We start from the raw sequence: 17,758 nt of genomic DNA on the forward strand, positions 1-17,758 counted from the left end.
GGAGGACAGCTAAGAAAATGAAATATTTATTATCAGTGTTGTTTGGTGCTATGAGCTACGGCATTTTATCGACAATTGTCGTTACAGCTTACGGTGAAGGCTACAAGCTTGGAGAAGTGGTGGGAAGTCAGTTATTGATCGGTTTTTTGCTGGCTTGGGGGTTAGTTTTGTATACGAAGCGGCGCGAGAAGAGGAAGATAGGGGCAATAACCCACAGTGAATCTACACTTACTGGTACTCCTGCGAAGCTGAATTGGAAAAAAAGAGGTACCCTTATGGCTGCAGGAACACCTGCGGTGATTACTGGGCTTCTATATTACGAATCCCTTCGATACATTCCCGCATCATTGGCAATCCTTCTTTTATTCCAATTTACATGGATCGGTGTACTTATCCAGGCTATCAGACAACGTAAACGGCCTAACGGGGTCATCTTCCTAACGCTTCTACTCTTGTTCGGAGGAACTTTACTAGCCGCAGGGATCGTTGAACAAGGATTCACCAAGTTCAACTTTATTGGTGTGGGTCTAGGACTTCTCTCTGCCATTAGTTATGCTCTGTTTATTCTATTCAGCGGAAAAGCAGTACCAATGGTACATCCAGTATATCGGAGCGGGTGGATGCTATCGGGAGGTATGACACTTGTTTTCATTTTATTTCCTCCTCATTTTCTGATTAACGGACTCCTATGGGGAGACTTGCTCATGTACGGATTTCTACTCGGTCTGTTCGGCGCCTTTATACCTCCGGTGCTTTTTGCTTTCGGAGTTCCTCATATCGGAGAAGGAATGGCTGGAATACTCGGTGCATCCGAGCTTCCCGTTGCGGTATTATTATCGTCCTTCGTCTTGCATGAGCATGTAAGTCTTCTTCAATGGACAGGGGTAGGATTCGTATTAATTGGTGTTGCTCTTCCAGAGCTTCTTCAATGGATAAGACGACCAAAAACGAATCAAGCATGTTCCATATAATTATCGCTAAACCTCGAATAATCTACAGAGGATTGGGAACCTTACCTAATAGTGCGTAAATATGCCAGGTGATTTTGCAACTTAGGGGGTTCGGATCTAGCTTGAAATACCCGGCGAAAATGTTGATATTGCTGCTGATTACCGTTCTTTGTGCATTGGTCATTGACCCGACCGAAGCGATTGTAATACCTATTATTGAACAGGATTCGGGGGTATCGAGTCCATATCAAATGAATCTCAGCTTCAACAATCTCGAGTGGAATTCCAATACCCAAAAATTAACACTAAAGGATCGCCTAATGATGATTAGGCGTTCCTTTTTTTTGAACTCATTTTTTATGAATTCCAAGCCCCCTTTAACTGGTTCCTTTCCATAAACTTTCTTGCGTCATAACTTAGAACCACAACAATAGGACGCTGTTTAGCGGCAAAGAAGATAAGAGCTCTTGGCTGCTTGTCTTGTTCTAGAAAGATATAGACTTCTTGGATTGCGCTCGGATATAGTTCATGTTTAATTTGAACTGGGGTTGGGAATGGAACATGTAGGACCATGCCATCCTGAGGATCCATGGAGAAGCCGCCGTAAAGAATAGGAGAGGATCGAAGCAATTCTAACACGGAATCCTGCAGTTCGGATGTGAGAGGGACTACTTTGACGACCTTTTCTTGTTTCACATCGAATATAGAAACATTTGGTTTTTCTTCAGCCCGTACCCGATTGTTCGAAAGTACGAAACAAAAGGATAATAGAAGCAGTAAGATACTTACTCTTCGATACATATGGTTCCCTCCAGCTTTCAAAAGTTGAAATTAATATGCGGTTTCCTGTACAAAATATACATGTTATCGAAGTTGATTAATCTCAAGGGTATTGATCTAGGTATTGAATTAGTCTTAAAATGGGCAATAGCTAATAAATTTGATTTTACGTTAGGACAGACGATTGGATATGGGTATCGTATTCTAATATATTTTAGGGTAAGGAGTGGATGCGTCGTGGAAGATAAGTTATTTACGCTAAGTGAAGCGAATGCGCTGCTGCCACAGTTAAATGAGGACTTGCTTAATCTTCAAGCTTTGGCGAAGCAATTCGAAGAGAAGTACGTTGAATTACATAAGAATAAGACCATACATGAACAGTCCTCGGCTCACGTGGTAAGCGTGAAGGATCCTTTCTTTGAGGAGGAAGTAAAGCTTGATTTCATGCGGGCAGAAGCTGACCTCTTAATTGAGAACTTCAAACGTAAAGGTGTTCTTCTTAAGACGATCGAACCTGGGTTAATTGATTTCCCTGCAATAGTAAACGGCCAAGAGGTATTAATCTGCTGGCAGCAAGGGGAAGATCAAATCACTCATTATCATGGGTGGAATGATGGATTTATGGGGCGGAAGCCACTGCCTGAGAATCAATAATAAAATATGCCGCAGATTACATGAAAAGAGGATGAATATATAGGATGGACGAGAATAAGGGAACTGGTGTTATCTATTATCCACCGCACGAGGAATATAAAACCTTTGATAATGAAGACGATTATGCTGAACGCGGCAGAAGCTGGGGCTTGTTCGGTAAAGCACCCAAGAAGGAATTCTGGTATAAAGGACAATCCTTTCAGAATCTGGTAACCATTCAAGGGTACCAACAATACGGCCACACGAATGTACTCGTCGTCGCCTTCGAGAACGGAAAGCTGACTTGTATCCATCCTTCCTATTTGAAGGAGATGCAGAGCAGCAGCTTTGGCAAAGAGCTCGTCGCGGACAATGATGAGGACGCGGGTACTCCAATCGCAGAACAAGAATTCGTAATGGCAGATGCACCGGTTAAGAAAGAGAAAACAGCTGAAAAAAAAGCGCCAAAAAAAGAAAAGGAGAAGAAAATAAAGCTAGAATTGCCTCTTGATAAGGTCAAATTTACAGCTAAGGTAAAGGAATTTACAACAAAGCCTAATCCCTTCTCGGATACGGATGACGAGGTCTTGCTCTTCGAGGAGGTTGTGGTACAGATTGATCCCCCGATCATAATCGGAGATGCTTGGTGCGGGTACAGTAATACGCTTAAGGGAATCGGTCTTGAAAGCGGAGAAAGCTTAGCTTTTGAGGCCAAAGTCGTCGACAAGAAGTTCAATAAAGAAATTCTGTATAAAATTAATAATCCTTCCAAAATCACAAAGGTTTAGAGAAGAAGGGCCCGTCGGCGACGGGCTCTATTTTATACTCTATATTAGGTGTTGACATTAACGCAACGTAAAGGTGTACGATCAATTTGTCAGGAGGAATGAACTTGGAATATACCGTGCAAAAGCTTGGGCTCCTGGCGGGTGTCAGCACCCGGACACTCCGATATTATGATGAGATTGGTATTCTCAAGCCGGCAAGGATCAATTCATCAGGATATCGAATCTATGGTTTGTCAGAGGTTGATCGGTTACAGCAGATCCTATTCTACCGCGAGCTGGGTGTGAGCTTAGAAGAGATTAAGGAGATGGTAACCTCACCTGCCTTTGATGCCGATCAAGCACTGCGGAAGCATCGCAAGAGGCTCCTCGAGAAAAGAGAGCAACTAAATTTACTAATCGCCAATGTCGATCTGACATTAGCTGAACGAAAGGGGACAATAACCATGAGTGACAAGCAGAAGTTCGAAGGCTTCAAACAAAAGCTGATTGACCATAACGAGCAGCAATACGGAGTAGAAATTCGAGCCAAATATGGTGCAGATCAAGTCGATATGTCTAATAAGAAAATCAAAAACATGAACGAAAAGGAATACGCCGAAATTGAACGGTTGGCCGAGAACATACACTCAACCTTAGCCAAGGCCTTTGCCGCAGGGGATCCGGCAGGAGATCTGGCCCAGAAGGCCGCAGACCTGCACCGCCAATGGCTGAGCTACTATTGGGACAGTTATAGTAAAGAAGCCCACGCGGGAGTTGCACAGATGTATGTAGAAGACGAAAGGTTCAAAGCTTATTATGACAAGGATCAGCCAGGTATTGCAGAGTTTCTAAGGGATGCTGTAGTTATTTTTACTGGAGGCAATTAAACCGTTAATCCGTATAAACGTGTTCAACAGGGTGTAGAGGAAGATGAAGGGAGAACCTGCTCCCTTCACCTCTTTTGCTTTGTAAGCTGAGAGCTCCTCCAAGGAGTTTAGCAAGCTGTAAACTGATAGAGAGCCCAAGCCCCGTCCCGCCGTATTTCCGGTTAATTGCTCCGTCTTCTTGTTGGAAAGCTTCGAAAATAAATTGTTGCTTGTCCGAACTGATTCCAATTCCCGTATCGTAGACAGTGAAGACAATGTTCTGAGATGAACCTTCTGAGCCGGCACTTCTGTCTATGTCGACCGATAAACCAACTTTACCTTTTTCAGTAAATTTAATAGCATTCATCAGAAGATTGCGTAAAATTTGCCGAAGTCTGAATACGTCTGTAGTCAAAACGACGGGCACGTCTGAGGCAGTAGAAATTTCGAATAAGAGACCCTTCACACTCGTCATGGGCTCGAATTCCTGCTGCACCATTTCAATCAAGTCTTCTGTGGAGGTCCTCTCAAATATAATATCCATTTTCCCCGCTTCCACCTTGGATAGATCTAGAATATCCTCAATGATTTTCAGAAGCTCTTGACCTGAAGTGTGTATGAGCTCTGCATATCTAGATTCCTGGTCCCGATCCTGATCTTCATTGTTTTCCAGTAAAAGCTGCGATAACAAGATAATGCTGTTTAATGGAGTCTTCAATTCGTGAGACATATTCGCTATAAACTCGGATTTGTACTTAGACGACTGCATGAGCTGATTAGCTTTTTCTTCAAGCTCTCGCTTGGTTCGTCGCAGATCTCTCGTTTGCCGATATAAGATTTGGTTCTTATTGCGAATATCAGCAGCTCGAAGCTGTTCTTTGTAGAAATCATTAATGATGAAGACGAAAAACAGACTAACGAGTACGCCGGCTGGATAGGTGTATGGAAACACACCGGTCAAATAATATTCCGTCGGCAGAGCACCGAAAGCGGCTATACAAATGGATTGCGTAGTTATAATTGAGAATACCGATACTAATGCTTTAGACGTATAGCTTAACGCATTCCTCTGGTAGAATTGGACAAGCAATGCTCCTAAACAACCGAGAATTAAAACATTAATCGAGCCTGTAATCGCTTGTGGTGTTATATCAGCAATGACTAGCCGGCCTACGGCGATACCAGAACCTATTACAAGCAAATGACGCGGATTCCGGAATACAAGCGTTCCGAAGATGATGGGGACTGCTCGCAAATCGAATAGGGTAAAGCTCTGTCCTTTTAGTGCAAATATAATAGAGAGCCAGCCGGAAATAATAAAGATGATGATCAGAGCGGTTTGTTTAACTTGGGATGAAGCATTCTGGAATATATATTTAAATGCTAAATTAAATAAATAAGTGAAGGTAACTAATACACTAAGGTTCATTAGAAAGCTTTTTAAGATCTGCATGTTTTCGCCTCCTTCACCTATTGTACATTAGGGTTGAAAATATGGGTACTTAAGTAGGTATAAACGCTAAAAATGGTTGAGCAGAGGTTCCGCTCAACCATTTTTTTATATATATTTTATGCTTCAACAAACTCAGGTCTTTTGACTTGAAGAGGAGGAGGGATAATCCATCCTTTTTCCTTGCTCATCTCTAACGCCTTAGCACCCGCTGTCAATTTTAAACTATGATATTTGACGAAAAGCGCAATGACATCCTCTCTAACCGAGACACCGATGCTTTGGCTGCAGGCAGCTAATCCTAGCGCAATGTCTTGAGAGATTTTTGCGGAAATTTCAGGGTCGGAGAATCTTGCCCCCACTGGAATGTCCTCTAATTTTACCGGAGGTCTTTCCGGCAATAAGGGAGCTGGTGCAATGCCATTATCGTTAAGCAGCTTATCGCACTCCTTGATTTCATTGTTCGCTTGATCAATAAGATCGCCGAGCAGGTTTTTTAACTCATGATCACCAGCATGATTTTTGTAAGCTTGATAACAGGACAGAGCTCCTTTTGCTACAGTAGAAAATTGCCACACACAGAAAATCTCTCCATAATGCATGGGTTCATCTTTTGGATTACCACTTAGAACTCCCATAAAATCACTCCTTTAGTGTCATTTAATGATTTGCTTCAGATAGTTACTTATTGACTAACATGGTTTTCCCTCTGTTCAGTATTGCTATTCAATTATACTTCGATAATGATTGGCAGAATCATTGGTCTTCTTTTGGTTTTGGCATACAGGAATTGTCCAATCGACTCTTTGAGGTTGGTTTTGAGTATAAACCATTGGTTTACATTGGCTTCTTGCAAGCTGTTTATCGTTGCGATTACTTGCTGGTTCACTTCATTTATGAGTCCTTCAGAATCCCGAACATATATAAATCCCCGAGAAACCGTATCCGGACCCGATACGATTTTTCCTTCTGATTTACTGAGCGTAATAACGATGATGAGGATACCATCGCTAGAGAGCTGTCTGCGATCACGAAGAACAACGTTTCCAACATCCCCAATGCCAAGACCGTCTACGAGGATGCTTCCAGCGGGTATTTTTCGAGTCTGCTTGGCAGCTTGATCGCGAACATCCACGACATCTCCATTATTGATAATAAAAATATTATCCTTCTCCACGCCAACCGATTCCGCTAACAGGCGATGCTGATGCAGCATTCTGAATTCACCATGAATCGGAATGAAGTATTTGGGCTTCATCAAGGTAAGCATGAGTTTCAGTTCTTCTTGACAAGCATGACCGGATACATGCATCCCAGTAGAGCTGCCTGAACCATAGATAACTTTAGCCCCCAGCATATACAAATTGTCAACGATTCGCGCAACATTCCGCTCGTTCCCAGGTATAGGGCTTGCAGCGATAATGACGGTATCCCCAGGCAGAATCTCTGCTTGCCGAAAGTTCGAGCTGGCTAGGCGTGATAGCGCGGCCATTGGCTCGCCTTGACTCCCAGTACATAAGATCGCTAACCGCTCAGGAGCCATACGATTAACATCATTAACGTCAACCATCATCTCATCGGGAATCTTTAGATAACCCAGTTCTTTTGCAACCGACACCACATTCACCATACTTCGACCAAGCAAGACAAGCTTACGATTAGTCTTCGCTGCAGCATCGATGACTTGCTGTACTCTGTGAACATTAGATGCGAAGGTGGACAGAAACACCTTCTGCTTAGCTTTGCTGAAGGCTTCTTCAATATGCTCGCCTACAAGCCGCTCTGACGGGGTAAAGCCAGGGCGTTCTGCATTGGTGCTTTCCGATAATAGAACTAATACACCGTTCTTACCGATATCAGCCATTCTGTGAAGATCAGGATATTCTTTGTTTACAGGAGTGAGATCGAATTTGAAATCACCCGTATGCACAACCGTTCCTTCGGGGGTGCGAAATACAACACCAAGGCAATCGGGAATACTATGGTTTGTTTTGAAAAAAGTCAGGCTTATAGCTCCAAACTCAATTTGCGAATCAGAGTCAATGGGAACGAGGGTAGAGTCCCTGAGAAGTCCATGCTCCTTTAATTTAACCTCAATTAAGCCAAGCGTTAAACGAGTAGCATAGATAGGCAAATTTAATTGCTTTAATAAATAGGGAATTCCCCCTATATGATCCTCATGACCATGGGTCACGACCAATGCACGAATCTTATCCTGGTTATCCAGCAAATATCTGATATCTGGAATAATTAAATCAATTCCTAACATGCTTTCATCCGGAAACTTAGAGCCGCAATCAATGACCACGATATCGTTTAAATATTGTACCGCATACATGTTTTTGCCAATTTCGTTGACGCCTCCTAAGGCGAAAATCGACAATGTGTTTTCCTCGCTCAAATTAAAAATCCTCCTAACAATGCCTTTATTGCCTTGTTTTTCCCTCCTCAAGGAAAAGTTATTCCAAAAGGGGCTGTACCATTAAGATCACCTTATGGCACAGCCCCTCTTTATTTGGTTATATTTTTCTGCATAATCCAACTACTTAAGCAAGAACATTCCGATGAGTCCGCTTAATATACCGCAAACAATAACAGAAACAGCTACAAATAGAACGATTTTGTTGGAGAAGGATTTCCTTACCATCAATAGAGAGGGTAAACTTACTGCCGGCAATGTAAGCAATAGAGCTGTGGATGGACCTGCTCCAACACCTAGAGCCAGAAACGATACTATGATTGGAATCTCGGCTGCAGTTGGAATTACGAATAATGTGCCAGCAATCGCAAATATCAGAATAGCGAGCAGGCTTGAATTCATGGATACGGGGAACATCCACCCTTGGAAAGCTCCCAACACGAGTACCGCAATCAAGTAAGCTGGAACAACCTGTAGAAACAATAGTCCCAAGCTTTTCATCCAACGAATCAGGAAAGGGCTGCGGTCTTCCGGTTTGTGTTCGGAGAAATCCTTAATCTCCTTATTCGTTGCGATAGGCTTGTCCGCTATTCGATTCGCCAAAAAACTAACCCCGAAAGTAAGCAGCACTCCGAATACAAGGCGAATCAGCGTGAATTTCCATGATAGTACGAAGGTCATAAAGATCAAAGTGGCTGGATTTAGAACCGGATTACCGATCCAAAAGGCAAGGCTCGCTCCGACGGAGACGTTACGCTTACGCATGCCCGCAGCAATTGGAGCCGCACAGCAAGAACACATCATACCTGGAAGAGATACCATTCCTCCGATAAGCGTAGTTCGGAAAGTCGATTTTCCTAGGACTCGCTCCAGCCAATTATAAGGCAGCAGTACTTGGACCAAGGAACCAAGTAGAATGCCAAACACAGCCGCTTTCCATATAGAAATAAAGTATTTCTCTGCATACTCTAACGCACTGCTCCAGCTTAACGCGCCATTCTCACTGCCCGTGAGGATGGAAGACCCAATCGTATGTTCAGAGATAGCTTTCAAAGCTTTGTGATAATAAGGCCACCATTTAACGTAAGTTAATCCGGCAATAACTACAATAATGAATATGACAATCATTAGAGCCGTTTTATAAATATAATCTTGGTTAGGCTTAGTTAGCCGATCTGCCGAAGTCATGCTTTATTCCTCCTATAAAACAAATCTGAATATGGATTATAACATAAAATTCAAACCAGCTGGTTGAATTCGACAGTTTGCGTTAATGCTCTTCGATCGTGTACGATCAAGTGAAAAGAAGTAGAAAGGACGTGCTTTATTTATGGAAAGCCATCATTCGAAGATCAAACTCACATCATTATCCAGCAAGGGCGGCTGCGGTTGTAAAATAGGTCCAGCAGATCTTGGGGAAGTCCTTCGGAATCTTCCTTCAGCACCTCATAATCCGGATTTGTTGGTTGGTTTGGATAAAAGCGACGATGCGGGGGTATATCGATTAAATGACGAGCTTGCGCTCGTTCAAACGGTTGATTTCTTCACACCTATCGTTGACGACCCATACGATTTTGGCCAAATTGCGGCGGCCAATGCGCTTAGCGACATCTATGCCATGGGCGGCAAACCATTAACGGTGTTAAATATTGTTGCTTTTCCCATTGCAACTTTGGATAAGCTTATCTTATCCGATATTCTGCGTGGTGCTGCGGATAAAGTGAATGAAGCAGGCGCTACACTCGTCGGAGGCCATTCCATCGATGATAAGGAACCGAAATTCGGTCTTGCCGTTACCGGCCTTATTCATCCCGGGAAAATTCGAACGAACGCAGGAGCTAAACCGGGAGACCGACTGATTCTAACTAAACCCATTGGTGTAGGTATCTTAACAACATCCATAAAGAAAGACCAGTTATCACTAGAAGAAACCAAGAGACTCACGCAAGTGATGACCACGCTCAATAGGAAATCTGCAGAGATCATGGAATCCTATGACGTTCATGCTTGCACGGATGTAACCGGGTTCGGCTTATTGGGACATGCTCTAGAAATTGCGAAAGGAAGCGAAGTCGGGCTTCGAATTTCCCAGCCAGATGTGCCTTTGCTTCCAAGAGTTCGGGAATTAGCGGATTTGGGCTTTGTACCGGGCGGTACAAAGAATAATTTTATTCATGTCCAGAATGACGTCGTCTTTCCCGATCATTTGGATCAAGTAGGAAGATGGATTATGTGTGATTCGGTTACCTCCGGTGGGCTCCTAATTTCTGTAAACGGAGAACAAGCAGAGGAGCTATTTCAAGAATTAAAGCGTGCAGGTATCGAGGCAAGCTTGATTGGCGAAGTCACCCGGGATTATCCAGGTCGTATTATCGTTGAATAAGACTGAAGGAGCAACTAGATATGTTTCAGGATCTGACTCTTGATGAGCTCATGGAGCTTCGAAAGAAAAAGGAATATGTTCTTATAGATGTAAGATCCCCATCGGAGTACGAAGATTCGACAATTCCCGGAAGCCTGAACATTCCTTTTTTCGATGATGAGGAACGAGCCGAGATTGGTACCCTATACAAGCAAGTCAGCGCTCAGGCGGCCAAAGAAAGAGGGCTTGAGATTGTTTCTGCGAAATTACCAAGCTTTATTAAGCAATTCTCCGAAATAGGCGAACAAAAAGTGGTCTTCTGTTGGCGCGGAGGCATGCGCAGCAAAACGACTGCGACGGTTCTATCCTTGATGGACATCCATGTTCATCGATTAACGGGGGGTATCCGTAATTACCGTCAATGGGTTGTCTCGGAATTGGAAAGGGTAGCAGCCTCGTTTTCTCCAGTTCCAATCGTGCTGAACGGGTATACCGGAAGCGGAAAAACCGAGCTTCTGAGACGTCTTGCCGATCGAGGCCACCCTGTACTGGATTTCGAAGCGATGGCCGGGCATCGTGGATCCATCTTCGGGCACATTGGACGAAAATCAAACAACCAGAAGAAATTTGAGTCTATACTGATCGAACAATTAATCCATCATGAACTAGCTCCATATATTTTATTCGAAGCTGAAAGTAAGAGAATAGGAAAGGTCGTGCTTCCTAATCCGATGGTAGAAATGAAGGAAAGAGCGCATCAATTATGGCTGGAGCTGCCGCTTGCAGTTCGAGTTCATCATATCATGGATGACTATCAGCCGTGGGAACATCACGAAGAATGTTTGAAATCGTTTGCTAAGATTAAATCCCGCATTCATACGCCGATAGCCATCCAAATAGAATCAGATTTGAAGCAAAGCAAATATCCTGAAGCAATCGAACAATTGCTGCTTCACTATTATGACCCGCGATATGCCCATACAATTGCCGAATATGAATCTGAACAAAGAACTCTTATCAAAGCAAATAATTTAGATGAAGCATTAGAACAAATCGAGAGATTTATTCTAAAATCCTTTTGATTAAAAACGGACAGGGAGTTAACGAATGCCTTTAACACCTTTAACACCTATGTCACCTATACTCACTGGTATGAATAAGTTCTCATTCGCAGTTTTCTTAAATCATGTATCGTATCACTGATAACAGCATCAAAACAGCAATTCCGAAACAAAGCCACATCAGCCATTTATCCTGACGATCAAAGATATTCATGACGGTTCTCCCTTCACATACTTGGCATTAAATAAAAACAATCTGAGCAGCAGCACAAGCGCCGGAATTAACAGAACGAGTCCCGCTACAAACGATATGACTAACGCCCGCCCCATTACCGGATTTGTTATACTGCTGGAAATCGTCAAGTAAGGGTAAAGCAAATAAGGAAGATGAGAAATCCCGTAACCGAAAAAAGCAAATGCGAACTGCAGCATAACCATTATAAAGGCTGTGCCATAGTTCTTTCGACGCCAAACCAGCCAGATGGCAATGACAAAGCTAATTAAGGACAGGCCAAACATCCACCATACCTCAAGCGTGTTTTGGAAATGTTCCCGATTATGATTGCGAAGTGCGATGAAGACAAATAGGCTGGAGATAATCGTCGGAACGGCCCCCCACAAAGCAAATGAGCGAAGCCATTCGAGCGCCCTGCTGTCTTCTGCACGACCGGCGTAATATGTTAGGAAAGTCGAACTGATAAACAGTACACTCGAAACAGCAAGGAGAACGACAGCCCAAGAATAAGCGCTAAAGAACAGTTCCTGCATCAGTAACGAAACGGTATTTCCGCTAATGGACAAAAAACCACCCTCTGAAATAGTAAACACGGTAGATAAGGACGCCGGTATGAGAAGTCCCGTCGATCCATAGGCGAGAAGATAAAGATTATTTTTCTTCGCGCCGTAATTGGCAAATGCATAGAAAGATCCCCGGATAGCGAGCAGAACGAGTGCAATGCTTCCTGGGATCAGCAACGCGGTTCCATAATAATAAGCTGTTTCGGGAAAAAAACCGACGATACCTACGAAAAAGAATACGAGAAAAACATTCGTAACTTCCCAAACCGGCGACAAATATCTGGAGATAACAGGCGAAATTATCGATTCGATTCCGATAACTCTGCTATAATAAGCGTAAAACCCGGCCCCGAAATCGATGGAGGCAACGATTAAGTAGCCGTACAGAAATATCCAAAGCACGGTGATTCCAAGCTGTTCAAGCGACATTCCAATGACCTCCTATAAAATAACTCGACGTTCTTCGAGTTCGATTTCAGCCGGTTTATTGCGGAACAACCGGCTGAGTACGAACAAGCAAATAATACCCAGCAAGAGGTACAAAGCAGCGAACAGCCAAAATGTGATGCTGACATTAGGATTTGTTGTGGCCGCATCGGATACGCGCATGTATCCCCTTAGAATCCATGGCTGTCTGCCTACTTCCGCATAAAACCAGCCCAGCTCGATGGCGAGCAAAGAAAAGGGTCCCCCCGCAAGGATTCCAACAAGCATCCAGCGATTATACGCATTCCATCGCTTCATTCGAGTCAAGATGAGGAACAGAATGGGAACGGCCAGTAAGTAAAATCCGATGCCAACCATAGAATCAAAAAGGTAGTGTACATACAACGGTGGCCACTCGTCCTTCGGAAAATCGTTTAACCCGATAACCGTTCCGTTTGGATCGTGCGTTGCAAGAAGGCTAAGCGCCCAAGGAATTTGTATTGCCCCTGTTATCTCCATCGTGTCCGGGTTCAATTGGCCGCCAATAACAAGTGAAACTCGATTCCCAGTCTCGAAATGCCATTCGGCCGCAGCCAATTTCTCAGGCTGTTCATCAGCTAAAAATATGGCGGAAATATCCCCTATCCAGATCGTAGCTGCCGCAAGGATCAGTCCGGTAATCATGTTGAGTCGGATGGACTTTTTGTAGTAATCATGATTTCGTCCTCTAAGCATGGAAAATGCGGCAATCATGGCCAGCAGAAATGCTGCGGTTAAGTAAGCGGAAGACAATACGTGAGCCACTTTGGAAGGCGTAGCCGGATTGAACATAGCAGCGAGCGGATCAAGATTTGTCAGCTTCCCATTTTCTAACGAAAACCCTTGCGGCGTATTCATAAAAGCATTAACCATCGTAATAAACAACGCGGAAGCGGATGATCCGATGACAATTGGAAGGGTCAACAACCAGTGAAAATATGGATTGGAGAATCGATTCCATGTATACAGATAGATACCAAGAAAAATGGCTTCAAAGAAAAATGCAAAGGTTTCCAAAAAGAGAGGCAAACTTATCACATTGCCTGCAAATCGCATAAATTCCGGCCATAACAGGCTAAGCTGAAGACCGATACACGTACCGGTAACAACTCCGACCGCTACCGTAATGACAAAGCCGCGTGTCCATCTTCGTGCCATGAGTGAATAATGAGGATCTCTTTTTCTTATCCCCATCCATTCGGCGATGGAGATGAAGATGGGTATGCCGACTCCAACTGTGGCGAACAAAATATGAAAAGCAAGTGTCATTTCCGTCAAACCGCGGCTCCAATCCAACGCATTCAACTTAATCCCTCCGGCTTACACAATTTTGGACTTCGATTAACATTCCTTATATTACCAAAAATTATACTAAGAAATTGAGTGGCCATTCCTTAATACTGTATTTGCCGGGCAGCTTCTAGTCTTCTTGCAGCAGCACTCGGGATCATGGTCCAACGGTGAGTTATCTTCAACAACTATAAAATACATGCTTGGATTGTTTGTTTTTCTTGTCGTCGTTTATAGGCTCTTGCCCAATATTGCACATTTTGCATTCCATTAAATAGGCAACCGCATAGGATACAAAGTTAACAATGTAACCTTGAAAGGGGGATGAATATGTACCGTAACCCATGTTATAACTATCAATGGTCTAATCCTATGCATAACAACTGGAATAACAACAATTGGAGTTATATTTGGAATCCTCATTATTACAATTGGTACAACAACAATCGGAATACTGGAAACATCAAATTAGGTGATCATGGACCAAGACCGTTTGTAGTGAATATTGACCAAGCTTCTAAACAAAACAATAATTACCGCACCGCTTTATGGACAGGAAAACACTTTCAAGTGACTCTGATGAGTATTAATGTTAGAGATGATATTGGTTTAGAAGTCCATCCGACAACTGATCAATTCATTCGTATTGAAGAAGGTCAGGGTCTTGTTCAAATGGGTGATAGCAAAGATAAATTAGATTTTCAAGAAATGGCCTATGATGACTATGCAATTATGATACCTGCTGGAAAATGGCACAATTTAACCAATACAGGTAATACACCACTTAAAATTTATGTTATCTATGCGCCTCCTGAGCATCCATATGGTACAGTTCATGAAACAAAGGCAATTGCCATGACTGCTGAATAAAAACAACATTACTAATCAATCGAGTGAAAAAATGATGGGGTTGTAATAAAACAGCGGCAGTCTTGGACTTGATTTTCTTGTCCATGGATGCCGCTGTTTCAATTATTGGGACAGTCTTAACGATTGTTTAACCGTCATTGGAGTATCTTCTAGGCTGAATGGAAAGATTAAGATCGAGCTTGAGCGTTTAGTAATAGACGGTAAAATGGAACGTTATTTCCCTTCGCTGCCTGAAGGGCTAAGAGGCATGGATATCCGCTGGCTGCGAGAACCGCTTACGCTAGAAGTAAATGGGCAGAAAATCACGGAGGGCGGAACACTTCGGCATCCCAAGCTCCTGACGATAGGAGGAAAACAGCTATGACCGCAACTAAATCGGGTGTCATAGTGGTGGAAGACAATGAGATTACGGTCTCAAACCCCCAGAAATTACTGTGGACAGAAGCCGGAATAACGAAAATTGAATATCTACAGAAGCTTATCGCGCTTTCTCCCTATCTGTTAACTTACAGCCGCAACCGATATATGACGGTCATTAGGTACCCGAACGGTGTGGACGGGAAGTCCTTTTATCAGAAAAATGCTCCAAACCCCTTACCCGATTTCGTGAAAACCGCTGTTCATAACGCGATAGAATATATTCATATGGATTCTTTATCCACTCTTTTGTGGTTGGGAAACCTTGCCGCGCTCGAATTCCATCCTTCCTTCGAGTATATAGGGGGAGAGGAACCCGCGGAATGGGTGCTGGATATCGACCCCAGTCAGGAGGAGGAGCCGCGTTTAATGGAGGCTGTGGCGATTATCGGAGAAGCGCTGACCTCGATGGGCATCGAATCCGTTCCCAAGACCTCAGGAGCAACAGGAGTGCAGATTTTCGTGCCGATCCTCAAGGGACACACGTTCGAGCAGCTTCGCCGTATCGGTAAATTCATCGGGAATTACCTTACGCAGAAGCATCCGGAGCTTTTTACGATCGAAAGACTAAAAAAAAACCGGGAGGATCGGATTTATATCGACTATGTCCAGCATTGGGCAGGCAAGAGTCTTTCGGCGCCATATACCCCCCGTGCCAGAAAAGAGGCGACAGTCTCTACACCGCTCACTTGGGACGAAGTAAGGAAGGGCATCAGCCCCAAACAGTTCACCTTACAAACGATCGAAGCTCGACTGAAGGAAAAGGGCGACCTAATTGCAAAGGTAAAAAAACAATCCCTTGAATCGGTTATCGAATTCATCGGACTTTAGAGTTACCATTTTGACAACTAATCAAGTACACGATATACTTACGTCTGGACAATATCATATGGGTTTTAACCGGAGGAGCCTGCCAACAGCGGGCTCTTTTTGCGTTTTTTTAGGTTTGCGTTACCAGATACCGAATTGGAAATATTAAAGACCTAATAAAACAATGTGTTACAAAGCAGTTTATACTCAGGAGGAATTCATTATGGAGCAACAAGCGATTTGGGCAATTGGAATTTTTCTCGTTATCTACGCACTTATTATTTCAGAAAAGGTTCACCGCACGATTGTGGCCATGATTGGCGGACTGCTTATGGTTACGCTAGGAATTGTCGAACAAGAAACGGCATTGCATCATATTGATTTCAATACCCTAGGCCTTCTTATAGGCATGATGATCATTGTGAGCATAACTGCCGACACAGGTCTGTTTAAATTTATTGCAGTATGGGCGGCCAAGAAATCAAAAGGCAACCCGGTGAGCATATTAATTGCATTAGCGCTTATTACCGCGGTAGGATCTGCGTTTTTGGATAATGTTACAACGGTGCTGCTCATGGTGCCTGTCACCTTTAGTATTACTCGCCAGCTACGCGTGAACCCGATGCCTTACTTAATTACTCAAATTATTGCATCCAATGTTGGCGGTACGGCTACCCTGATCGGGGATCCTCCGAACATCATGATCGGAAGCGCAGTCAAGGAATTGACTTTTATGGCATTCATCAACAATCTAGCTCCTATCGCCGTTATAGTTATGATTGTTTATATCCCCATTTTTATCCTGCTTTTTCGCAAACAAATTAAAACCACGCCAGAATTAACGAAAAGCATTATGGATTTGGATGAAAAAGAGCTTATAGCTGACCACAAATTGCTTCGTAAGTGTTTAAGCGTACTGGGATTAACTATCCTTGGATTTTTCCTGCATCAATCATTGCACCTGGAATCGGCTACAGTGGCATTGGTTGGCGCATTTGTGCTCCTATTACTTACGGGTGAGCATATGATGGAGGAGGCATTTACTAAAGTCGAATGGACGACGATATTCTTCTTCGTGGGTTTGTTCGTTCTGGTGTCAGGCCTCATTGAAACAGGGGTAATAGCCAAATTAGCGGCACAAGCGATTGAACTGACCAACGGCGACCCCGTAGCAACCTCATTGCTTATTTTATGGCTTAGCGCTATTGCGTCGGCGTTTTTGGATAATATCCCTTTTGTCGCGACCATGATCCCCATGATTCAAGAAATGGGCAATATGGGTGTCAGCAATTTGGAACCGCTCTGGTGGAGCCTTGCGTTAGGAGCTTGTTTAGGCGGTAACGGTTCTTTAATTGGTGCAAGCGCAAACCTTATTGTCGCGGGAATGTCGGGCAAGGAAGGGCATCCGATAAAATTTATACAGTTCTTTAAATACGGTTTCCCGCTTATGCTGTTATCCGTTGTATTAGCGACTTTTTACGTTTACTTCAGGTATTTAATGTAGAATGTGAATAGAGAGGAGAGAAAAGCGGAAATGACACTGTCATATGAATATAACAAGGAAATAATAAACATTAGTGAAACACCGAACGATGTGGATGTAGAGTTCGATATCAAGATTTTAGCGGAAAATTATTGGCCGGGAATGAAAGAAATTCAGAAGACCTTCGAGGAAGACGATGTGTATACCGATGTTTTATTTTATGCCTATAAAAACCATCACTATCGAGTCATCGTACGCCTAGATTACTACGTCGATTTTATATTGGCGCTTATGAAACACCGGCTTTTGGAAAACGTAAAGTGGAATTAACAATAAA

18 protein-coding genes are annotated in these 17,758 nt (G+C 43.3%); 11 read left to right on the plus strand and 7 right to left on the minus strand.

Features of this window, described 5'->3' with window-relative positions:
- Positions 1 to 17 precede the first annotated feature (17 nt).
- On the plus strand, positions 18 to 971 hold the full coding sequence (locus ACESLK_RS18400; RefSeq protein WP_373231159.1) for an EamA family transporter: 954 nt from the start codon (positions 18 to 20) through the stop codon (positions 969 to 971).
- Between the two features lie 336 nt (positions 972 to 1,307).
- On the opposite strand, the gene ACESLK_RS18405 is transcribed toward ACESLK_RS18400, so the two are convergent.
- Complete coding sequence (locus tag ACESLK_RS18405) at positions 1,308 to 1,751, minus strand: hypothetical protein (protein WP_373231160.1); 444 nt, start codon at positions 1,749 to 1,751, stop codon at positions 1,308 to 1,310.
- A gap of 216 nt (positions 1,752 to 1,967) precedes the next feature.
- Between ACESLK_RS18405 and ACESLK_RS18410 the strand changes: the two genes are divergently transcribed.
- The 3 genes from ACESLK_RS18410 (at position 1,968) to ACESLK_RS18420 (ending at position 4,017) form a co-directional block, all read left to right on the plus strand.
- A complete protein-coding gene (locus ACESLK_RS18410) occupies positions 1,968 to 2,384 on the plus strand; it encodes a DUF2203 domain-containing protein (protein WP_373231161.1) in 417 nt (138 codons plus the stop codon).
- A 44-nt stretch (positions 2,385 to 2,428) separates the two neighbouring features.
- Positions 2,429 to 3,151, plus strand: a complete 723-nt coding sequence (locus ACESLK_RS18415; protein ID WP_373231162.1) for a hypothetical protein — start codon at positions 2,429 to 2,431, stop codon at positions 3,149 to 3,151.
- Positions 3,152 to 3,255: 104 nt separating this feature from the next.
- A complete protein-coding gene (locus tag ACESLK_RS18420) occupies positions 3,256 to 4,017 on the plus strand; it encodes a MerR family transcriptional regulator (RefSeq protein ID WP_373231163.1) in 762 nt (253 codons plus the stop codon).
- A gap of 4 nt (positions 4,018 to 4,021) precedes the next feature.
- Here the strand turns inward: ACESLK_RS18420 and ACESLK_RS18425 are convergent, their stop codons facing one another.
- From ACESLK_RS18425 to ACESLK_RS18440, 4 genes are all read right to left on the minus strand, one after another.
- Complete coding sequence (locus ACESLK_RS18425) at positions 4,022 to 5,449, minus strand: sensor histidine kinase (protein ID WP_373231164.1); 1,428 nt, start codon at positions 5,447 to 5,449, stop codon at positions 4,022 to 4,024.
- A 116-nt stretch (positions 5,450 to 5,565) separates the two neighbouring features.
- Positions 5,566 to 6,084 (minus strand): DUF3231 family protein, encoded by a 519-nt coding sequence (locus ACESLK_RS18430; protein ID WP_373231165.1) that lies wholly within the window; start codon positions 6,082 to 6,084, stop codon positions 5,566 to 5,568.
- Positions 6,085 to 6,176: 92 nt separating this feature from the next.
- Complete coding sequence (locus ACESLK_RS18435; RefSeq protein WP_373231166.1) at positions 6,177 to 7,847, minus strand: ribonuclease J; 1,671 nt, start codon at positions 7,845 to 7,847, stop codon at positions 6,177 to 6,179.
- A gap of 141 nt (positions 7,848 to 7,988) precedes the next feature.
- Positions 7,989 to 9,053 (minus strand): permease, encoded by a 1,065-nt coding sequence (locus tag ACESLK_RS18440; RefSeq protein WP_373231167.1) that lies wholly within the window; start codon positions 9,051 to 9,053, stop codon positions 7,989 to 7,991.
- A gap of 142 nt (positions 9,054 to 9,195) precedes the next feature.
- Between ACESLK_RS18440 and selD the strand changes: the two genes are divergently transcribed.
- Both selD and mnmH read left to right on the plus strand, forming a co-directional pair.
- Positions 9,196 to 10,248: a selenide, water dikinase SelD gene (gene selD, locus ACESLK_RS18445; protein WP_373231168.1), complete on the plus strand. Its 1,053-nt coding sequence runs from the start codon at positions 9,196 to 9,198 to the stop codon at positions 10,246 to 10,248.
- Positions 10,249 to 10,268: 20 nt separating this feature from the next.
- Positions 10,269 to 11,309: a tRNA 2-selenouridine(34) synthase MnmH gene (mnmH, locus tag ACESLK_RS18450; RefSeq protein ID WP_373231169.1), complete on the plus strand. Its 1,041-nt coding sequence runs from the start codon at positions 10,269 to 10,271 to the stop codon at positions 11,307 to 11,309.
- Between the two features lie 189 nt (positions 11,310 to 11,498).
- On the opposite strand, the gene ACESLK_RS18455 is transcribed toward mnmH, so the two are convergent.
- The gene (locus ACESLK_RS18455) at positions 11,499 to 12,515 is read right to left on the minus strand and encodes a cytochrome d ubiquinol oxidase subunit II (protein ID WP_373231170.1); all 1,017 of its coding nucleotides are present in this window, start codon (positions 12,513 to 12,515) and stop codon (positions 11,499 to 11,501) included.
- Positions 12,516 to 12,527: 12 nt separating this feature from the next.
- A complete protein-coding gene (locus tag ACESLK_RS18460; protein ID WP_373231188.1) occupies positions 12,528 to 13,862 on the minus strand; it encodes a cytochrome ubiquinol oxidase subunit I in 1,335 nt (444 codons plus the stop codon).
- A 309-nt stretch (positions 13,863 to 14,171) separates the two neighbouring features.
- On the opposite strand from ACESLK_RS18460, the gene ACESLK_RS18465 reads away from it, so the two are divergent.
- The 5 genes from ACESLK_RS18465 (at position 14,172) to ACESLK_RS18485 (ending at position 17,751) form a co-directional block, all read left to right on the plus strand.
- Positions 14,172 to 14,711: a cupin domain-containing protein gene (locus ACESLK_RS18465; RefSeq protein ID WP_373231171.1), complete on the plus strand. Its 540-nt coding sequence runs from the start codon at positions 14,172 to 14,174 to the stop codon at positions 14,709 to 14,711.
- 205 nt (positions 14,712 to 14,916) lie between these two features.
- The gene (locus ACESLK_RS18470; RefSeq protein ID WP_373231172.1) at positions 14,917 to 15,075 is read left to right on the plus strand and encodes a hypothetical protein; all 159 of its coding nucleotides are present in this window, start codon (positions 14,917 to 14,919) and stop codon (positions 15,073 to 15,075) included.
- Complete coding sequence (gene ligD, locus ACESLK_RS18475; RefSeq protein ID WP_373231173.1) at positions 15,072 to 15,959, plus strand: non-homologous end-joining DNA ligase; 888 nt, start codon at positions 15,072 to 15,074, stop codon at positions 15,957 to 15,959. Before ACESLK_RS18470 ends, ligD begins: the two co-directional genes overlap by 4 nt.
- Positions 15,960 to 16,161: 202 nt before the next feature.
- Complete coding sequence (locus ACESLK_RS18480; protein ID WP_373231174.1) at positions 16,162 to 17,442, plus strand: ArsB/NhaD family transporter; 1,281 nt, start codon at positions 16,162 to 16,164, stop codon at positions 17,440 to 17,442.
- A gap of 30 nt (positions 17,443 to 17,472) precedes the next feature.
- Positions 17,473 to 17,751: a hypothetical protein gene (locus ACESLK_RS18485; protein ID WP_373231175.1), complete on the plus strand. Its 279-nt coding sequence runs from the start codon at positions 17,473 to 17,475 to the stop codon at positions 17,749 to 17,751.
- Positions 17,752 to 17,758: the final 7 nt, after the last annotated feature.

Source organism: Cohnella sp., from assembly GCF_041640265.1.
Lineage (GTDB): Bacteria > Bacillota > Bacilli > Paenibacillales > Paenibacillaceae > Cohnella.